15 protein-coding genes are annotated in these 18,951 nt (G+C 63.2%); 11 read left to right on the forward strand and 4 right to left on the reverse strand.

Going from position 1 to position 18,951, the window contains the following annotated elements:
- Window positions 1-11 precede the first annotated feature (11 nt).
- The 3 genes from EOA13_RS26375 to EOA13_RS26385 form a co-directional block, all read right to left on the reverse strand.
- Window positions 12-2,096 (reverse strand): ABC transporter permease, encoded by a 2,085-nt coding sequence (locus EOA13_RS26375; RefSeq protein ID WP_127296524.1) that lies wholly within the window; start codon window positions 2,094-2,096, stop codon window positions 12-14.
- Window positions 2,093-3,625 (reverse strand): sugar ABC transporter ATP-binding protein, encoded by a 1,533-nt coding sequence (locus EOA13_RS26380; RefSeq protein ID WP_127296525.1) that lies wholly within the window; start codon window positions 3,623-3,625, stop codon window positions 2,093-2,095. Before EOA13_RS26380 ends, EOA13_RS26375 begins: the two co-directional genes overlap by 4 nt.
- Before the next feature lie 80 nt (window positions 3,626-3,705).
- On the reverse strand, window positions 3,706-4,833 hold the full coding sequence (locus EOA13_RS26385; RefSeq protein WP_127296526.1) for a sugar ABC transporter substrate-binding protein: 1,128 nt from the start codon (window positions 4,831-4,833) through the stop codon (window positions 3,706-3,708).
- Window positions 4,834-5,049: 216 nt separating this feature from the next.
- Between EOA13_RS26385 and EOA13_RS26390 the strand changes: the two genes are divergently transcribed.
- From EOA13_RS26390 to EOA13_RS26430, 8 genes are all read left to right on the forward strand, one after another.
- Window positions 5,050-5,724, forward strand: a complete 675-nt coding sequence (locus EOA13_RS26390; protein WP_013533053.1) for a GntR family transcriptional regulator — start codon at window positions 5,050-5,052, stop codon at window positions 5,722-5,724.
- Between the two features lie 285 nt (window positions 5,725-6,009).
- Entirely contained in the window at window positions 6,010-6,837 is an 828-nt protein-coding gene (locus EOA13_RS26400; RefSeq protein WP_127296527.1) for a phosphogluconate dehydrogenase C-terminal domain-containing protein, read from the forward strand.
- Between the two features lie 329 nt (window positions 6,838-7,166).
- Window positions 7,167-8,108, forward strand: coding sequence for a D-ribose ABC transporter substrate-binding protein (locus EOA13_RS26405; RefSeq protein ID WP_127296528.1), 942 nt, complete (start codon window positions 7,167-7,169; stop codon window positions 8,106-8,108).
- A gap of 95 nt (window positions 8,109-8,203) precedes the next feature.
- Window positions 8,204-8,848 (forward strand): DUF2291 family protein, encoded by a 645-nt coding sequence (locus EOA13_RS26410; protein ID WP_127296529.1) that lies wholly within the window; start codon window positions 8,204-8,206, stop codon window positions 8,846-8,848.
- The gene (locus EOA13_RS26415; protein ID WP_127296530.1) at window positions 8,845-10,401 is read left to right on the forward strand and encodes a sugar ABC transporter ATP-binding protein; all 1,557 of its coding nucleotides are present in this window, start codon (window positions 8,845-8,847) and stop codon (window positions 10,399-10,401) included. The genes EOA13_RS26410 and EOA13_RS26415 overlap by 4 nt, the downstream gene beginning before the upstream one ends.
- The gene (locus EOA13_RS26420; protein ID WP_127296531.1) at window positions 10,394-11,458 is read left to right on the forward strand and encodes an ABC transporter permease; all 1,065 of its coding nucleotides are present in this window, start codon (window positions 10,394-10,396) and stop codon (window positions 11,456-11,458) included. The genes EOA13_RS26415 and EOA13_RS26420 overlap by 8 nt, the downstream gene beginning before the upstream one ends.
- 2 nt (window positions 11,459-11,460) lie before the next feature.
- Window positions 11,461-12,495, forward strand: a complete 1,035-nt coding sequence (locus tag EOA13_RS26425; protein ID WP_127296532.1) for a Gfo/Idh/MocA family oxidoreductase — start codon at window positions 11,461-11,463, stop codon at window positions 12,493-12,495.
- Window positions 12,492-14,330 (forward strand): hypothetical protein, encoded by a 1,839-nt coding sequence (locus EOA13_RS26430; protein ID WP_127296533.1) that lies wholly within the window; start codon window positions 12,492-12,494, stop codon window positions 14,328-14,330. The genes EOA13_RS26425 and EOA13_RS26430 overlap by 4 nt, the downstream gene beginning before the upstream one ends.
- 2 nt (window positions 14,331-14,332) lie before the next feature.
- On the opposite strand, the gene EOA13_RS26435 is transcribed toward EOA13_RS26430, so the two are convergent.
- The gene (locus tag EOA13_RS26435) at window positions 14,333-15,046 is read right to left on the reverse strand and encodes a transcriptional regulator NanR (RefSeq protein WP_127296534.1); all 714 of its coding nucleotides are present in this window, start codon (window positions 15,044-15,046) and stop codon (window positions 14,333-14,335) included.
- Between the two features lie 175 nt (window positions 15,047-15,221).
- On the opposite strand from EOA13_RS26435, the gene oiaX reads away from it, so the two are divergent.
- The 3 genes from oiaX to EOA13_RS26450 all read left to right on the forward strand — a co-directional run bounded on the left by oiaX (window position 15,222) and on the right by EOA13_RS26450 (window position 18,950).
- A complete protein-coding gene (gene oiaX, locus EOA13_RS26440) occupies window positions 15,222-16,472 on the forward strand; it encodes a 3-oxo-isoapionate-4-phosphate decarboxylase OiaX (RefSeq protein ID WP_127296535.1) in 1,251 nt (416 codons plus the stop codon).
- Window positions 16,473-16,476: 4 nt separating this feature from the next.
- Window positions 16,477-17,811, forward strand: coding sequence for a four-carbon acid sugar kinase family protein (locus tag EOA13_RS26445; protein WP_127296560.1), 1,335 nt, complete (start codon window positions 16,477-16,479; stop codon window positions 17,809-17,811).
- A 131-nt stretch (window positions 17,812-17,942) separates the two neighbouring features.
- A complete protein-coding gene (locus EOA13_RS26450) occupies window positions 17,943-18,950 on the forward strand; it encodes a dihydroxyacetone kinase subunit DhaK (RefSeq protein WP_127296536.1) in 1,008 nt (335 codons plus the stop codon).
- Window position 18,951: the final 1 nt, after the last annotated feature.

The following is an 18,951-nucleotide window of genomic DNA, read 5'->3' on the forward strand; positions in this document are numbered from 1 at the left end:
TCCTGTCCTTTTCATTGCAGCCGCCGTTCGCGCAACGCCATGACGGCGCCCAGAACGACCAGTCCGTAAAGAATTGCCCTCGTGGCATGGGGAAGCGTGGTGCCGGCGAGCAGCATCTGCAGTGCGGTCAGCAACAACACGCCGCCGAGCATGCCGAGATAGTGGCCGCGACCGCCGGTGATCAGCGCGCCGCCGACCACCACCACGGCGATCGACGGCAACAGGTAGTCGTCGCCCATGCCGAGACTCGCCTGGCCCGAAAAGCCGGTCAGCATGACGCCGACAACAGCCGCGCAGACGGCCGAAAGCATATAGACCAGGATCAGCGTGCGCTCGACGCCGATGCCCGACAAGCGCGCCGCGCGCAGCCCATTGCCGATGCCGTAGACGCGTCGTCCGAACGGGGTGCGGCCAAGCAGCAGTACCGCCGCGACGACAAAGACGACCATCAGCAGGACGATTGGGGTCAGCAGGCCGGCAAGCTTGGCCGTCATGACCCAGCGCAGCATCGGCGAGGAAAACCCGGCCGGCGTTCCCTGCGAATAGAGCAGCGCACAGCCTTGCAGAATGCCGTTGGTGGCAAGCGTCATGACGATCGGCGAGATGCCGAGATAGACGATGCCGAAACCATTGGCGAAGCCAATGGCGCAAGCCATCACCATAACGACCGGCAAGGCGTAGACAAGGGCCGCGTCGGAGCCGTTGACCATGCCGGCCAGGATGATGCCGGAGATGCCGATCGTCCACGGCACGGAGAGATCGAGGCCGCCGGTCAGGATGACGGTTCCCTGCCCGAGCGCTAGGACGGCGAGGAAGGACGATAGCACCAGCAGCGAATTCCAGTAACCCGGATTGAGGATGGCGCGGCCGAGCCAGACCTGCGTGACGACCACGATGAGCAGCAGGCAGACATAGGTGGGCAGCGCATAGCGCAACGTTTCCGCGTTGCGCAGATGGAAGGCAGGGCGCGGCGATGCCGGACTGCCCTGGGCATGGGCTGGTTCGGCGGTCTTGAGACGCCGGTCCACGCGCTCGAGTTGCGAGGGCAATATGCCGGCGCGCCAGGCGGCAAGCCGGGCGCGCGCGGCGCGCAATTGCACGGCAAGCACCGATGCATGCGAGATCGAGCCGGCAAGTGCTGCCAGCACCAGAATGGTGCCTTCGGCAATGGTCGAATAATAGGCCGATACGTTGAGCACCAGCAGGATGTTCACCACGATCATCAGGATGTAGGCGCCGAAGACAGAGCCCACCGGGCCGCCCTGCCCGCCACCGAGACGCGTGCCGCCGACGACGACCGCCGCGAACATCGACAACAGCAGCGGATTGCCAACCAGCGGATCGCCGCTGCCGGTCTGGGCGCTGATGAAGACGCCGGCAAGGCCATAGCAGCCGCCAGCGATGACATAGACGGCAAAGCGCACCAGCACGACATTGATGCCGACGGAAGCGGCCGAGTCCGGATCGCTGCCGACCGCATAAAGTGCTGTGCCGAAGCGGGTTCCCTTCAGCCACAACCAGGCGAGCAGGACGACGCCGATCACCACCAGCGGCATCGGCAGCCAGCCGGCGATCGCGTCGCCGAGATAAAACGTGCCAAGATCAGGCGACACGAAGCCACCGGGCTTGTCCATCACCAGCAGCGTCACGCCTTGCAGGATGAACATGGTCGACAGCGTCACCACGATCGGCTGCATGCGCAGCACCGCAATGAAGAAGCCGTTGAAGGCGCCCACCGCCATGCCGACGCCGATGCCGACGGCGGTCCACAGGATGATGCTGGCGCCCGGCGCCATCGGGTCCATGCTCGATGCCAGCACGGCATTGACCAGCGATATCACCGCGCCGGCGGACAGGTCGAAGCCGCCCGACAGGATGACGATGGTCTGGCCGATCGCGGCGAGCGCCGAGGTCGTGCCGCCGCTCGACAGGAACGACACATCGAAATAGGTCAGCGGCCCGGCGCTGATCCAGTCGACGATGAAAAGCAGGATGGCCAGGACGACCGCGGCGATCAGCGCGCCGCGATTGCGCACCAGCGCACGGCGCAGTCCGAAGCCGCCGGGAACAGGGGATGATGATGCTGTGCTGCTCATGCGGCGGCTTCCCCGGCTTGCCCGAGCGCCGGGCGCATGATGGCCGGTTCGGTGATGGCGTCGCCTTCGAGTTCGGCCGCGATGCGCCCGTCGTAGAGAACCAGGACCCGGTCGCATTGGTGGACGAGTTCGGGAATCTCGGTCGAGTGCAGAAGGATCGAACCGCCCGAAGCCACGTAGTTTCGCATCATCACATAAAGCTCGTGCTTGGTGCCGACGTCGATGCCTCGGGTGGGATCGAACAGCAGAAGGATGCGGCTCTGCGCCACCAGCCATTTGGCGATGGCGATTTTTTGCTGGTTGCCCCCGGAAAACGCACCGGCCCGCGTCCAAAGCGCGCGGCGGTCGACCTCGACAGTGGCGAATGCCGCCTCGACGGAGCGGGTCTCGGCTTGCGCGTCGACAAGGCCTAGCCGTGTGAAGCGCGATATCACCGGCAGAGTGGCGTTCTGGCTGCCCGACAGTTTCAGGAACAGGCCTTCGGATTTGCGGTCTTCCGGCACCAGGCCGATGGCCATGTTGGGGCGCAAAGCATCGGCCGGCGAACCGAGCCAGACCTTGCGGCCGTCGACGAGGATGTGGCCGCGCTCGATCTCGGCCATGCCAAAACAGGCCAGGAACAGGTCCTGCTGGCCCATGCCCTGCAACCCCGCGACACCGAGGATTTCGCCCTTGCGCAGATCGAAGCCGGCGCCGTCGAGCTTGGGCCCGACCTTGAGATCGCGCACGCCCAGAACCGGCGGCCCGAAAGCCTGGGCGCTGTCCGGCTTAGGCGGGAAGGTCTGTTCGATGCTGCGGCCGATGATCTTTTCGATGACGTCGGCATCCGAGACATCGGCGACCGGCGCGGTGACGATGTGGCGGCCGTTTCTGAGGATCGTCAGCGTGTCGCAAAAGGCGCGGACCTCGCGCATGCGATGGGTGATGAAGACGATGGTGGTGCCAGCCGTCTTCAGCCTGGCGATGATCGCGCCCAGCCAGTCGACGTCGCGGCCGGCGAGCGTGGAGGTCGGTTCGTCGAGCAAAAGGATGCGCGGCTTGCGGTAGACGGCACGGGCGATTTCGATCTTCTGGCGTACCGAAAGCTCGAGCTCGCTTACCTCGGCATCGAGATCGACGGAAAAACCGAGATCGTCGATGTGGCGGCGGACAGCCTTGCGGGCCGCTCCGCGCCGGATCAGGCCGGAGACGCCGACGGGAGCGTAAGGCAGCATCATATTGTCGAGGACGGAGAGGTCGCGCACCAGTGTCATCTCCTGGAACGCAGTCTGCATACCGAGCGCATGGGCTGCGCGCGGGGCGCCGTAAGCGATCTCCTTGCCAAAGACGCGGACATGGCCTTGGCTCGGCCGGACCAGCCCGGACAGCAGCTTCACAAGTGTCGACTTGCCGGCTCCGTTTTCACCGAGCAGGGCATGGACGCTGCCGGGCGCGATCGCGAACGACACGCCTTCCAGCGCGACGGTCGGGCCGAACGCCTTGCTGATGCCGTCGATCTCGATGGCGGGAAGCTCGGAGTGTTCTGTCATTGTCCTCGATCGCCGGGCTTGGCATGGATTGACGATGCACGGACAACAGTCCGTGCATCGTCACACGCGCCTTGGGAGGCTTAGTTCTCCGGTTGTCCGACGAGGGCAGCATTAAGGCCAACCTCGGGTGTCTGGTCCGAGAAGATCGAGGCAAACCAGCCCGGATTGGAGACCAGCGACGGCTTGAAGGCGTTGCAGCCGGCCTTCATCTCCGCCCATGTGCCTTCGTCGCACAGCTTGATCGTCTCGTTGGTGACGACCGGCAGCGGCAGGATGGTGGTCTTAGGCACGTCCTTGCCTTCGATCGCCTCGACGGCAAGCTTCAGCGCCAGCGCACCCGAATAAGGCGGCGAGGCGTAGGAAATGCGTTGTGCGCCAGCCGGCGCATAGGGCGCGGCCGCGCCTTCGACTTCGGTGCCCTCCGGCAGCATCTGGATGCGGCCGCCATTGGAACCTTCGCCGGCGCAAGGCAGGAGTTCGCTGGTCTTCTTGCCAGCCTCGAGCTGCATCGAGTTGGCGGTGAAGCAGCCGACCTGCATCCACAGCCCGTTGATGTCGTCCCAATTGCGGGTGGCCAGGATTTTCGAAAGTTCGGTGCGGGCGACCGCCTGGCTCCACATGCCGACAGCCTCGCCGACGATTTTGATATCAGGATATTTGGCGAAGACTTCCTTGGCGGCTTTTGTCCGCTGATCGTCGACGGATGTTCCCGGGACGCCCGTGATGGCGATGATGTTGCCCTTGCCGTTGAGCTTCTTGACCAGCCATTCGGCAGTCACCCTGCCCGCTTCCAGCTGGTCGATGTGGACGTTGTAGGCACAAGGCTCGGTGATCTCGGCGTCGTAGGCAAAGACCTTTACGCCCTTGTCGCAGGCATTCTTGACGACCTGGTTGAGCGCGGTCGGCGAGATCGGATACACGACGATGGCCTCGGCGCCGCTTTGCACCATTGCGTTGATCTGCTGAATCTGGCGTTGCGCGTTGGGGCCAGCGACCTGGACCTGCAGGTCGACCTTGTCGGCCAGGCTCTTGTGGGCGGCCATGGCCTTGACCATGTTGGCCGCCTCCGCCTGCCAATCATTGCCGATGTAGCTCATGCTGAGAAATATCTTATACTTCTCGGCTGCCTGCGCGGCGGACAGGCCGAAGGCGCATGCAGCCATCCCAGCCAGCAGCGCGAGCCGCCGGACTTTCGATCCGATACCCATGTGAACTCCTCCCAAACAGAACGACCGAATGCCTCCCAAGGGCACAAAACGTAACCCTTGCCATTCGATGCAGCGACCGTAACATGATTTGATCAAATATCAATGATGAAATCGTTTATATCAAAACGGCTATGTCAGCCGCTTGACGTGGCACCACGAACCTTGCATTCCGACACAAGCAATAGTGTCGCCCTTGGGCGGGAAGGTTGACCGGAGATGGCTGGATCGGCGTTCAGGAAGCCTGGTGTCGAGATCATTCCACTGTCCAAGGAAACTCTGCAGGACCGGGTCTATAATCAGGTCACCGAACTGATCCTCGACGGCAGCATCGTACCGGGCGAGATGGTCACGGTTCAGAGCCTCGCCGACGCCTTTGGCGTCAGCCCGATGCCGGTCAGGGAAGCGCTGCGGCGCCTGACGGCAGCCAACGCGCTGACCGTGGTATCCGGGCGCTCCATTGGTATTCCGGCGCTCAGCCGCGAGCGGCTCACCGATTTGCGCAATGTACGTTTTGAGATAGAGGCCATCGCCGCCGGCTGGGCCTCACAGAACCGGAGTGATGCGGATCTTGCGATTTTCGCGCGCGATCTGGACTCGCTGGAACGCGCGAATGGCGCGGACGACGTAAAGGCCTATCTGAGGGCGAATTACACCTTCCACTTCGCAATCTACCGAGCAGCAGGATCCGAAACCCTGCTCAAGATCATCAAGGATCTATGGCTGCAGATCAGCCCCTATTTCAATATGCTGCATGGGTCCTACTCGACCGCGAACACATACCATCAACAGATGTTTGCGGCCCTGCGCGACCGGGACGAGCAGGCAGTTCAGGCGGCGGTTCGCGGCGATATCGATGCGGCTTTCGACATGCTGGTCGATCTTTTGAAGTAGCGCCCGGCCCGACCTCCGACCCCTATCAGATGCCTCCTATTCTGGGGATGGCAGAGCAGCGCCCATGCGCACTCAGCGGGCAAGCGCGGGCTTCTTCTGGTGATCTAGAGATCGTATCCCGAGCGCGCCATCCATGGTTCTCGTGCTGGAGCTTGCCATCGGCAGCCGATGACGCGGCGCATCGCATGGTCATTATCAGATTGCCAAAATCTGGTAGCGTGATTATACCAGTTGATCAGTTGACGATGGGCGATGCCGTCGGCGAAGAACAGGAGTGGTGACCAGATGACAACGATTGCGCTGTTCGGGGCTGGCGGAAAAATGGGCTACCGCCTGTCGACCAATTTTCGCGGGTCTCCCTACACGATACGCCATGTGGAGGTCAGCGATGCCGGCCGCGAACGGCTGAAGACCGGACTGGGTTTCGATACGGTCAGTGCCGACGAGGCGCTCACGGACGCCGATGTGGTGATCCTGGCCGTTCCCGACACGCATATCGGCAAGGTAGCGGCCAGCATCGAGAGCAAGCTGGTATCAGGCACGATGGTGGTGGTGCTAGACGCGGCAGCACCCTTCGCCGGCCATCTGCCGAAGCGGCCGGATCTCACCTATTTCGTTACCCATCCCTGCCATCCGCCGATCTTCAATGACGAGACCGACATGGCAGCCAAGAAGGATTATTTCGGCGGCGTGAAGGCCAAGCAGCATATGGTCAGCGCCCTGATGCAGGGGCCGGAAGAGGACTACGCCAAGGGCGAGGCGATCGCGAAGATCATATGGGCGCCGGTGATGCGTTCGCACCGCGTCAGCGTCGAACAGATGGCGCTGCTCGAGCCTGGCCTTTCGGAGACGGTGTGCGCCTCGTTGCTGGTGGTCATGAAAGAAGCCGTCGACGAGGTCGTGGCGCGCGGCGTCGACCAGCAGGCGGCACTCGACTTCCTGCTCGGCCATATGAACGTGCTCGGCGCCGTCATTTTCGGCGAGACCAAGGGCGTTTTCTCGGACGCCTGCAACAAGGCGATCGAGTTCGGCAAGCCGGTGCTGATGCGTGACGACTGGAAGCGGGTGTTCGAACCGGAAGAGATCGCCGCCAGCATACAGCGGATCACCTGAGAGAAGACAGGTGCTTGACGCAGCACCTCGAGGGCCCGGCATGTCATTGCCGACCCTCGGTTTTGGTAGCTCATCAGGTACATGTCACCTGAATTTGTGGTTGACTCATTATACCAGTTGGCTTAGCTGTTCATGGCTCGGATCGACAAGGTTTCGCAGGGAGCAGGATGCCTGGGCGAGTGGAGGAGGGCTGGGGAGCAACGATCCGTCTTGGGTATGCCGGCAACGGTTTTCGACCCAAGCGATCCGCGGCCCGCGCTGCCTGACGAATTCGGATGCAGACAAAGCCATTGGCCGATCAAGGCAATTTTTTCAAACGGGAGGACTTCATGAAACTCACACGCAGAATGACGCTTGCGGCTTTCGCCGGCATGCTGGCGCTTGGCACGGCAGTGCCCGCCTATGCGGCGGATCTCATCGCCATTATCACGCCCTCGCACGACAATCCGTTCTTCAAGGCGGAAGCCGTCGGCGCGGAAGCCAAGGCAAAGGAACTCGGCTATGAGGCGCTGGTGCTGGTCCATGACGACGATGCCAACAAGCAGTCCGAGCTGATCGACACCGCGATCGGCCGCGGTGCCAAGGCGATCATCCTCGACAATGCCGGCGCCGACGCCACCGTCGCCGCCGTGCAAAAGGCCAAGGACGCAGGCATCCCGTCCTTCCTGATCGATCGCGAGATCAACGCCACCGGCGTCGCTGTCGCGCAGATCGTTTCCAACAATTACCAGGGTGCCCAGCTCGGCGCGCAGGAATTCGTCAAGCTGATGGGCGAGAAGGGCAATTTCGTCGAGCTGGTCGGCAAGGAATCCGACACCAATGCCGGCATTCGCTCCAAGGGTTACCACGACGTCATCGACGACTATCCGGATCTGAAGATGGTCGCCCAGCAGTCGGCCAACTGGAGCCAGACGGAAGCCTATTCCAAGATGGAATCGATCCTGCAGGCGAACCCCGACATCAACGGTGTGATCTCCGGCAACGACACGATGGCGATGGGCGCCTATGCGGCACTTGCCGCGGCGAACCGCAAGGATGTCATCGTCGTCGGCTTCGACGGATCGAACGACGTACGGGACTCCATCACGTCGGGCGGCATCAAGGCGACCGTCCTGCAGCCGGCCTTCGCGCAGGCGCAGATGGCGGTCGAGCAGGCCAACGACTTCATCAAGAACAAGAAGTCGCCGGCCAAGGAAAAGCAGCTGATGGACTGCGTTCTGATCAATGGCGACAATGCCGCCAAGCTGGAGACCTTCGCGCTGACGAACTGAGCCAGCGTGATTTCAATAGCGAGGGGCGAACATCGGTTTTCGCCCCTCGCCGCCATTTTCCGTGGGCCGCCCACGATGCTGAACGACAGGCCGCCATGCTGAACACCAAGCCGAACTGGCCGATCCTTACCGTGATGGTCGGCATCAGCCTGACCGCCTGCAAGATCCTGCCGACGAAATCGGCAGACGGCGGTAATGCTCCCGCCTTCAATCCAGACAAGATGGTCGAAGAGATATGGGCGGCAAAGGTCGTGCCCTATCTCCAGCAGAAAGCCGGACCGTTTGCGCAGGTTCACACCCTGGCGACAACCGATCCATCGGCTGCCGGCGCCAAATACGGCAATCCGAACAAGCAGGCGAATTCGCCTTGGACTTTCGCGGTTCGGCTGGAAGGCAAGATCGTCGCGGCCAACACGCAGTCGCGGGCGGCAACCGTCGACGTCGATGTCGACGGCGACGGCAAAGCCGATGCACGAGTGCAGATCGGACCGGCGGTGCGCGGTACCGCGCTGCGCGACAGCCTGGACTTCATCCAGTTCAACGACTTCACCAACCAGATCGACTTCGCCCAGTTCGGCAAGGCGTTCAACAGCTACACCGACAAGACGGTGCTCTCCAAGCTGCCGCGCGAAGCGCTGGAAGGCCGCAGTACCAAAGTGCTGGGCGCCTATACGCTGGGGAGCGGCCAGGACCTGCCGCTGGTGACGCCGGCGGAGGCAGAGATCGGGCCGAAGCCATGAGCGCGACAGCAGAGCGCGAAATCATCCTGAAGCTCGAGGACGTCTCCAAGGTCTATTCCGGCACCGTTGCGGTCAAGCGCGCCAATTTCGAGGTGCGCAAGGGCGCGGTCAACGTGCTGGTCGGTGAAAACGGCGCCGGCAAGTCGACGCTGATGAAGATCATCGCCGGTGTGGAACGGCCGACCGCCGGCCGCATCCTGCTGGAAGGCGAAGAGGTTTCCTTCTCGTCATCCGGTGATGCGGTGAACCGTGGCATCGGCATGGTGTTCCAGGAGTTGAACCTGTTCGGCAACATGAGCGTCGCCGAGAATATTTTCGCCACCCGGGAGATCACCAATCGCTTCGGCAAGATCGACCGCGAGCAACAGGAAAACCGCGCTGCGGAATTTCTGGAACGCCTGCAAGCCGGCATCCGGCCCGATATGCTGGTCGAGGATCTGCGCATCGGTCAGCAGCAGCTGGTCGAGATCGCCAAGGCGGTCTCGCTCGACGCGCGCATCCTGATCATGGATGAGCCGACCTCAGCGCTGAGCGCGGCGGAGGTCGAAATCCTGTTCAAGGTGATCGCCGACCTCAAGGCGCGCGGCGTCGCCATCGTCTACATCTCGCACCGGCTAGAAGAGCTGATCCGCATCGGCGACTACATCACCGTGCTGCGGGACGGCCGCATCACCGGCCATGAGGAGATGAAGAACGTCGACACGCAGTGGATCGTTCGCCAGATGATCGGCTCCGACGCCAAGGACTTCGCCAAGGCCGACGGCCATCTTCCGGGAGAAGAGATTTTTCGTGCCGAGGAGATCTGCCTGCCTCGCGCCACCGGCGGACTTGCCGTCGACCATGTCTCGTTGTCGCTGCGTGCCGGCGAGATCCTCGGCATTTACGGCCTGATGGGCGCCGGTCGCAGCGAACTGTTCGACTGCATCATGGGCCGCCACGGCCATTCGACGGGCGAGATCTTCATTGGCGGTATAAAGGTCAAGGAGCGCGATACGACGCGGCGCATCCGGCGTGGCCTGGCATTGATCCCCGAAGACCGTCAGCGCGAAGGGCTGGTCTCGATCCTGTCAGTCGCCAGCAATTTGACGCTGGCCAGCCTATCGCGCTTTGCCCGCCTGTTCCATATCCGTGGCGCCGGCGAAAGGCAGGCGGTGACGCAGATGGTGCGGGAGCTGGCGATCAAGGTCGCCGACCCTGCGCAGGAGGTGTCGTCGCTGTCGGGCGGCAACCAGCAGAAAGTGGTGATCGGCAAGGCGCTGCTCACCGAACCCAAGGTGCTGCTGATGGACGAGCCGAGCCGAGGCATCGATGTCGGCGCCAAGGCCGACGTCTTCCGCACCATGCGCAAACTGTCCCGCGACGGCTTGGGGATTTTGTTCGCCACCTCCGACCTCGATGAGGTGATGGCGCTGTCCGACCGCATCGCGGTGATGAGCAACGGAAAACTGACCGGCATGTTCGATCGCGCCGAAGCGACGGAGGCGGCACTCGTGGCTGCATCCGCGCTTGGCCACGGACCGGCCCCACGCACGGAGAGCACCGCCCATGACTGACATCCCAGCCAAAGCGGCCGCTCCCTCCACTTCCAGCGGCTCGGTGCTGCTGACCGTGATGAAGCTTCGGACGTTCATCGCGCTGATCGCCGTGCTGATCTTCTTCTCGATCGCGGCGCCGAATTTCCTGTCGACCGCCAATCTGATCCTGATGTCGAAGCACGTGGCGCTGAACGCGTTCCTGGCGATGGGGATGACCTTCGTCATCATCACTGGCGGCATCGACCTTTCGGTCGGCTCGATCGTCGGCCTGTGCGGTATGGTGGCCGGCTATCTCGTGCTCAATGGCATCGACCTGCAGATCGGCTACACCATCTATTTCAACGTCTTCGAGATCGCGCTGATCACACTGGCCGTCGGCATATTGATCGGCGCCGTCAACGGATTGCTGATCACCAGGCTGAACGTTGCACCGTTCATCGCCACGCTCGGCGTCCTCTATGTCGCGCGCGGGCTGGCGCTGCTGTCGTCGGACGGCCGCACCTTCCCCAACCTCGTCGGCAGGCCGGAACTGGGAACCACCGGCTTCGGTTTCCTCGGAGCCGGCCGGCTGCTTGGCCTGCCGGTGGCGATCTGGATTCTGATCGTCGTTGCGCTGGGAGCCGCCTATCTCGCCAAATACACGCCACTCGGCCGCCACATCTTCGCGGTCGGCGGCAATGAGCGGGCGTCGCGGATTTCGGGCGTCCGTGTCAACATGGTGAAGATGTTCGTCTATATGTTCTCCGGTTTCTGCGCCGCGATCGTCGGCCTGATCATCTCGTCCGAGCTGATGGCTTCGCATCCGGCGACAGGCGAAAGTTTCGAGCTCAACGCCATTGCGGCGGCGGTGCTTGGCGGTACCTCGATGTCGGGCGGGCGCGGCACGATCGGCGGCACCATCGTCGGCGCCTTCGTCATCGGCATTCTTTCGGACGGGTTGGTGATGATGGGTGTGAGTTCGTTTTGGCAAATGGTGATCAAGGGTCTCGTCATCATCGTCGCCGTTGTCGTCGACCAGGCACAACGCCGGCTTCAACAGCGCGTCACCTTGATGCAGATGGCGAAGGCGGGTTGAGCATGGCGGAGTTGCGTGGAGCGCTGATCGGCTGCGGCTTCTTTGCCGTCAACCAGATGCACGCCTGGCGCGGCATTACGGGCGCCTCGATCGTTGCCATCTGCGACCGTGACCCGGAACGACTCAAGATCGTCGGCGACCAGTTCGGCATAGCGAAGCGCTATACCGATGCGGCGGAACTTTTTGCCGGCGAAAGCCTGGACTTCGTCGACATCGCCACCACCGCGCCCAGCCATCGTCCGCTTGTCGAAATGGCGGCCGCCAATCGCGTTCCGGTGATCTGCCAAAAGCCGTTCGCGCCGACGCTCGCCGACGCCAAGGCGATGGTGAAGGCATGCGCGGAAGCCGGCGTGCCGCTGATGGTGCATGAGAATTTTCGCTGGCAATCGTCGATCCAGGCGGTCCGAGCCGTGCTCGACAGCGGCGAGATCGGCACGTCTTTCTTCGGGCGCATCTCCTTCCGCTCCGGCTATGACGTGTTTTCCGGCCAGCCCTATCTGGCGACGGGAAAGCGCTTCATCATCGAGGACCTCGGTATCCATGTCCTCGACATCGCCCGCTTCCTGCTCGGCGACGTCTCGACCATCACGTCGCGAACCGCCCGCATCAATCCTAGTATCGCGGGCGAGGATGTGGCGACGATGCTTCTGGACCACAAGAGCGGCGCGACCTCCGTGGTCGACTGCAGCTACGCGACGAAGCTTGCCACCGAGCCGTTTCCCGAGACGCTGATCGAGATCGACGGCAGCGACGGAACGATCCGGCTGGCGCAGGGATACCGGCTCACCGTCACCGGCAAGAACGGCACGGTCGTCACCGACGTCTCGCCGCCGCTGCTGCCATGGGCGTCGCGTCCCTGGCACAACATCCAGGAAAGCGTTGTCGCCATCCAGCAGCATTGGGTAGACTGCCTGGCAAAGGGGATCGAACCGGCGACCTCGGGAGCGGACAATCTCAAGACGTTCGCGCTGGTCGAGGCGGCTTACGCCGGTGCCGCGAGCCGGCAACCGGTGCAACTCGACGCCTTGCTGAAATGAACGCCGACACTTTCCTGCTCTACGGCACGCGTGCTCTCGAGGCCGATCCGGTCAGGCTGCGCGCGGGCGCGCTCAGCGCCGACTTCGTCAACGGCAATCTGCGCACCATCCGCCATGGCGGCACCGAAGTGCTGCGCGCCATCGCCTATATCGTGCGTGACCGCGACTGGGGCACCTATGAGCCAAATTTGACGGACCTGATCATCAACCAGGCTGCCGACGCTTTTTCGGTCAGCTATTCGGCAAGCTGCCTGGCCCCCGATGGAAGCCGGCTCGGCTTCCGCGCCACCATCAAAGGCTCTGCCGATGGCCGTCTGGTCTGCGAGGTCAGCGCCCTTCCCGAAAGCGATTTCGAAACCAACCGCTGCGGCTTCTGCATCCTGCACCCGATCGCCGACCTCGCCGGCAGCCCGGTCACGGTAGAGCATACGGACGGCAGCATCGTCGCGACGAAACTTCCCGAGTTGATCGACCCCTGGCAGCCTTTCAAAAATCTGCGGACGATCACGCATGAGGTTCGGCCTGGTGTCACCGCCGAATGCCGGATGGAAGGTGACGTGTTCGAAATGGAGGACCAGCGCAACTGGTCGGACGCCTCCTACAAGACCTATGTGCGGCCGCTGGCGCTGCCATGGCCCTATGTGCTGCCTGCCGGCCAAACCCTGCGCCAGACGATCAGCCTGCGCATCACAGGTGAAGGCAAAGCACCGGCTGCCACCGTGACCAGCGAACCGGTCCGCGTTGAACTCGGCGAGGTCGGGCCAAGGCTGCCCGATGTCGGCGTGGTCATCTATCCCGAGGATGTCGAGACGGCGCTGGCGAACCTCTCCACGCTGGCGGCACTCGGCCCACAACAGCTGCTGTTTCACTACGATCCGACGCGCGGCCACGGACTTGACGCCTTGCGCGCTTTCGCCCGACTGGCAACTGCCTACGCGGCCGAAACAACCCTCGAATGCGTCGTTGCCTGCGCCGGCGATCTTGACGCCGAGATGTCTGGCGTCGCCAATCTGGTGCGCGAGGCCGGGCTGAAACTCTCGGCCATTGCCGTGTCGCCGTCGGTCGACCGACAGTCGACTCCGCCGGGCAGCGCTTGGCCGGACTGCCCGCCGCTCGAAGAGGTCTATGCCGCGGCGCGACGCGCCTTTCCCGATATCCGCCTCGGCGGCGGCATGTTCAGCTATTTCACCGAACTCAACCGCAAGCGCGTGCCGGCGGACCAGCTCGATTTCATCACCCATTGCACCTGCCCGATCGTGCATGCCGCCGGCGATCTCAGCGTCATGCAATCGCTGGAGGCGCTGCCTTTCATCACCCAGTCGGCACGGGCGATCTTCGAGGCAAAGCCCTACCGGATCGGACCGTCGACCATCGCCATGCGCCAGAACCCCTATGGCGGAGCGACCAAACCCAATCCCGGGGGACAGCGCATTGCGATGGCTGACAGCGATCCGCGCCATGCCGGCCAGTTCGCGGCGGCATGGACGATCGGCTACGCCGCGCGTGTCGCACCGGCCGGACTGGAGATGCTGACACTTTCCAGCTTCACTGGACCTTTCGGCGTGCTCGCTTCATCAGGGGAACCTGTCGCGGAAGGATCGCACCGGCCGATCTTCAGGGCCATCAAGGGGCTTCGCGAACTGGCTGGCCTTTCGCATGTGGCCGCCAGGACGAGCGATGAGACCAAGGTGCTGGCGCTGGCCGGGCGCTCCGCCTCGGGCAAGACAATCGTGTGGCTGGCGAATCTGACGGCGGACGACGTGCCGGTCGACATTTCAGCTTTTGGCCGAGGCCATCTCGTGATGACGCCTTACGCGATCATCCTGCTTGGCTGAAGCTACTTTTCGGAATTCATCACGTAGAGCGCGCGCGAGCGTTCGAGATGCTTGATCATCGCCTTCTCGGCGCCATCCGCATCCTTTTTCTCGATGCGGCCGATGATCTCTTCGTGCTCGGTCAGCGTGAACTTTTCCTTGCCGGTCCAGATCAGCATTTCGGTGTGGTATTCCTTCAGCCAGCCCAGCATCGCCTCGCTGACGGCAACATAGATCGGGTTGCTGGAGATCGCGGCGATCTGTGTATGGAACTTCATGTCAGCGGAGATGAAGGCTTCGGAATCGCCGCGAAAGCCGCGCTGTTCGGCGACGGTCGCCCGCAACCGCAGCACATCCTCGGCGGTGGCCTTTTCGGCGGCTTCCCTGACCATGCCGCGCTCGAAAAAGATGCGCGCGGTCTTCAGGTGCTCCAGCGTGTCTTTCGATGACGACAGGATGATCTTGGCGGCGCCATCGACCTGCTTGATGATCGATTTGGCGGTCAGTTGCAGCACCTTGGCGCGTTCGCCATGCGAGATCGCGACGAGGCCCATATTGCTCAACGCCTGCATCGCCTCGCGGATCGCCGGCCTGCCGACCTCGAAGCGCTCCATCAGTTCGCGCTCCGACGGCATGTCGTCGCCCGGCATCAGCTCGCCGCTGGTAATGAGGCGTTTCAGCCGCAAGAAGACCTCATCGGAAAGCTTGCGCCGGACAATCGGTTCCGAACGGTGCATCGTCGCGAATCACTCCCTTGACCCCGCCCTATCTAACACTGCCGCCACATTTCCCGGAAATTGCCGTCTGTCGATCCGGCTGCCGGATATGGCTTGCAATACTTATGTACTCATTATACCAGATTTGAAACACCAGTGAACCTTTTTCGAACGCCTCGGCTTGAGACAGCGGACCATGATCACTCTCACCTACCGCATCGAAACGCCTGGAAGCATCGAAGCGCTGGCGGCCAAGATCGCCAGCGACCAGTCGACCGGCACCTTCGTCGCGCTGCCCGGCGAGACCGAGGAACTGAAAGCCCGGGTGGCGGCGCGCGTGCTGGCGATACGGCCTCTGGCCGATGCCGAGCGGCCGTCGCTTCCCGACAGCGGCAACGGGCCGTTCAGGCGCGCCGATGTCGATATCGCCTTTCCATTCGATGCCATCGGCACCGACCTTTCGGCACTGATGACCATTGCCATCGGCGGCACCTATTCGATCAAGGGCCTCACCGGGATTCGCATCGTCGACATGGAATTGCCGGAGGAGTATCGCGGCGCGCATCCCGGCCCACAGTTCGGTGTCGCCGGCAGCCGCCGGCTGACCGGTGTGACGGACCGTCCGATCATCGGCACTATCGTCAAGCCGGCGCTGGGCTTGAGGCCACATGAGACGGCGGCAATGGTGGCCGAATTGATCGACGCCGGCGTCGATTTCATCAAGGATGATGAAAAGCTGATGAGCCCAGCCTATTCGCCGTTGGCGGAGCGGGTGAAGGCAATCATGCCGCTGATCCTCGGCCACGAGCAGAAGACCGGCAAGAAGGTCATGTATGCCTTCGGCATCTCACATGCCGATCCGGACGAGATGATGCGCAACCACGATCTGGTGGCGAAGGCCGGCGGCAATTGTGCTGTGGTCAACATCAATTCGATCGGTTTTGGCGGCATGGCGTTTTTGAGAAAACGCTCCAGCCTGGTGCTGCACGCGCACCGCAACGGCTGGGACATCCTCACCCGTCACCCGGGCCTCGGCATGGACTTCAAGGTCTGGCAGCAATTCTGGCGGCTGCTCGGCGTCGATCAGTTCCAGATCAACGGCATCGCCTCGAAATACTGGGAACCGGATGACTCTTTCGTCGAGTCGTTCAAGGCGGTGACGACGCCGATCTTCTCGCCCGAGGACTGCGCCTTGCCGGTCGCGGGCTCCGGCCAGTGGGGCGGCCAAGCGCCCGAGACCTATGCGCGAACCGGACGGACGGTCGATCTTCTCTATCTCTGCGGCGGCGGTATCGTCAGCCATCCGGACGGGCCGGGCGCCGGCGTGCGTGCCGTGCAGCAAGCCTGGCAGGCGGCGGTCGACGGCATTCCGCTTGCCGACTTCGCTCTGAACCACCCTGAACTGGCGCGGTCGATTGAAAAATTCGGCGACGGCAAGGCAGCCTGAGACGATGCAGGACCTGCTTCTCAGCTATTATGGCGACGACCTGACCGGCTCGACCGATGTCATGGAGGCGCTTGAGCTCGGTGGTGTGCCGACCGTGCTGTTCATGCGCCAGCCGGACGATGCCTTGCTTTCGCGGTTTGCCCATTGCCGGGCGATCGGCCTCGCCGGCACCAGCCGCAGCGAGACGCCGCATTGGATGGACACGCATCTGCGCGACTCCTTCGCCTGGCTGAAGACACTCAACGCCGCGATCTGCCACTACAAGGTCTGCTCGACCTTCGATTCCAGCCCGACGATCGGCAGCATCGGCCGGGCCATCGAGATCGGCCGCTCGGTGTTCGACCAGGACAGCGTGCCGCTGCTGGTCGGCGCGCCGCAGCTCAAGCGCTACACCGCCTTCGGGCACCTGTTCGCCGCCTATCGCGACCAATATTTCCGCATCGACCGCCACCCGGTGATGAGCCGCCACCCGACGACGCCGATGGATGAGTCCGATCTGCTGATCCATCTGTCGCGGCAGACGGCGCTGAACTCCGGACTGGTCGACCTTGCGACGCTGCAGTCCGCGTCGCGGTCGGCGGCGTTCGATCGGCTGACCGGAAACGGCACCCCCATCGTGCTTGTCGATGTCGACAATCTGGAAACGCAGGCTCTGGCCGGCAAGGAGATCTGGCGCGTTCGCAAGCCAGGCGGTTCTTTTGTCGCCGGCTCGTCCGGGGTCGAGTATGCATTGCTGGCCGAATGGGCGTCGAATAACATTGTCGGCGCTGGACAAGGTTTCACGCCGCCGGGCGCAGCCGAGCGGATAGCCGTCGTGTCGGGCAGTTGTTCGCCGACCACCGAGCGGCAGATCCGGCATGCCCTGACCGACGGTTTCGACGGCATCGAGGTCGATCCCGTCGAGCTGGTTTCGGAGTCTCCGCAGCAGGCGATCGCGCGCGCAACGGCAAGCGGCCGTGCCAGTCTGCAAGCCGGGCGCAGCGTCATCCTCTACACCGCGCTTGGCCCCGATGCCGACAGGGGCGCCGAAATCGACCGGCAGGAAGGCGCCCGCCACAGGCTTGGCCGCGGCCTTGGAGAAATCCTTCGCAGCCTGACGATCGAACAGAATTTGCGGCGCGTGGTCATTGCCGGCGGCGACACGTCGAGCCATGCACTCGGCGAAATGGGTGTCGATGCCCTGACAATCCGCATGCCGCTGCCCGCTTCGCCTGGCTCGCCGCTCTGCGTTGCCCACTCGCGCGTCAAGGCGATCGACGGCTTGGAGGTCGCGCTCAAGGGCGGCCAGGTCGGAACCGATCGCTATTTCTCAGCCATCCGCGACGGCCTCGGCACTTGAACCAGCCGACACCTGGATTTCAGGAGCCGCTGTGCGAGAGCACTTCAACACGCGAAATGCGCCTTGCCGGGTGGAAATCCCGGTAACACCCGGTATTATCTGCGAAAATGCCGAAATCGGGAGGATGCCGGGTGCAGACCAAGAAGATCATCAACGATGGCAACCGCGCCGTCGACGAGATGCTGGAAGGCATCCTGGCAGCGCATCCCCGCCATCTCAAAAGCGTGGACGGCAGTCCACGCTCCATCATCGCCCGCGACGGACCGCGCCAGGGCAAGGTGGGCCTCGTGATTGGCGGCGGTTCGGGCCACGAGCCGAGCTTTCTCGGCTTTGTCGGCAAGGGATTGGCTGACGCTGCGGCCATCGGCAATGTCTTTGCCTCGCCGCCGCCGGACCCGATCCTCGAATGCGCCAAGGCAGTCAGCGGCGGCGGCGGCGTGCTCTTCATGTACGGCAATTATGCCGGCGACGTGATGAATTTCGACATGGCGGCCGAGATGGCCGCCATGGACGACATCGAGGTGCGCACGGTGCTGAGCACCGACGACGTCGCCTCGGCACCGCGCGACCAGCGGCACAAGAGGCGCGGCGTCGCCGGCAATTTCTTCATCTTCAAAGCGGCCGGCGCCGCCTGCGACCGGATGTTGTCCTTCGACGAATGCGAGCGCATCGCCGGCAAGGCCAACGACCACACCTTCACCATGGGCGTGGCGCTGTCGCCCTGTTCGCTGCCGCAGACCCGCCGGCCGAATTTCGAGATCGGGGCGGACGAGATGGAGATCGGCATGGGCATCCACGGCGAGCCCGGCATCGCGCGCGAAAAGTTGAAAACAGCCGACGAGATCACCGACGAGATGCTGGACAGGATCCTCGACGAGATGGCGCCGGCGCGCGGCGACAAGGTCGCGGTGCTCGTCAATTCGCTGGGCTCAACGCCGCTGATGGAACTCTACATCATGAACCGGCGGGTGAAGCAGAGGCTCGATGATATCGGTGTGTCCATCCACGCAAGCTGGGTCGGCAATTACTGTACCTCGCTCGAAATGGCCGGGGCCTCGATCACCCTGCATCGGCTGGACGGCGAGTTGCAGACGATGCTGGACCACCCCTGCGACTGCGCCATGTTTCGCGCCGGCTAAA

Source organism: Mesorhizobium sp. M7A.F.Ca.US.011.01.1.1, assembly GCF_003998295.1.
Lineage (GTDB): Bacteria > Pseudomonadota > Alphaproteobacteria > Rhizobiales > Rhizobiaceae > Mesorhizobium.

Bases quoted from the DNA above. Each gene is read 5' to 3' on its own strand.
- EOA13_RS26375 (WP_127296524.1), bottom strand. From the start codon at position 2,096: ATGAGCAGCACAGCATCATCATCCCCTGTTCCCGGCGGCTTCGGACTG.
- EOA13_RS26380 (WP_127296525.1), bottom strand. From the start codon at position 3,625: ATGACAGAACACTCCGAGCTTCCCGCCATCGAGATCGACGGCATCAGC.
- EOA13_RS26385 (WP_127296526.1), bottom strand. From the start codon at position 4,833: ATGGGTATCGGATCGAAAGTCCGGCGGCTCGCGCTGCTGGCTGGGATG.
- EOA13_RS26390 (WP_013533053.1), top strand. From the start codon at position 5,050: ATGGCTGGATCGGCGTTCAGGAAGCCTGGTGTCGAGATCATTCCACTG.
- EOA13_RS26400 (WP_127296527.1), top strand. From the start codon at position 6,010: ATGACAACGATTGCGCTGTTCGGGGCTGGCGGAAAAATGGGCTACCGC.
- EOA13_RS26405 (WP_127296528.1), top strand. From the start codon at position 7,167: ATGAAACTCACACGCAGAATGACGCTTGCGGCTTTCGCCGGCATGCTG.
- EOA13_RS26410 (WP_127296529.1), top strand. From the start codon at position 8,204: ATGCTGAACACCAAGCCGAACTGGCCGATCCTTACCGTGATGGTCGGC.
- EOA13_RS26415 (WP_127296530.1), top strand. From the start codon at position 8,845: ATGAGCGCGACAGCAGAGCGCGAAATCATCCTGAAGCTCGAGGACGTC.
- EOA13_RS26420 (WP_127296531.1), top strand. From the start codon at position 10,394: ATGACTGACATCCCAGCCAAAGCGGCCGCTCCCTCCACTTCCAGCGGC.
- EOA13_RS26425 (WP_127296532.1), top strand. From the start codon at position 11,461: ATGGCGGAGTTGCGTGGAGCGCTGATCGGCTGCGGCTTCTTTGCCGTC.
- EOA13_RS26430 (WP_127296533.1), top strand. From the start codon at position 12,492: ATGAACGCCGACACTTTCCTGCTCTACGGCACGCGTGCTCTCGAGGCC.
- EOA13_RS26435 (WP_127296534.1), bottom strand. From the start codon at position 15,046: ATGCACCGTTCGGAACCGATTGTCCGGCGCAAGCTTTCCGATGAGGTC.
- oiaX (WP_127296535.1), top strand. From the start codon at position 15,222: ATGATCACTCTCACCTACCGCATCGAAACGCCTGGAAGCATCGAAGCG.
- EOA13_RS26445 (WP_127296560.1), top strand. From the start codon at position 16,477: ATGCAGGACCTGCTTCTCAGCTATTATGGCGACGACCTGACCGGCTCG.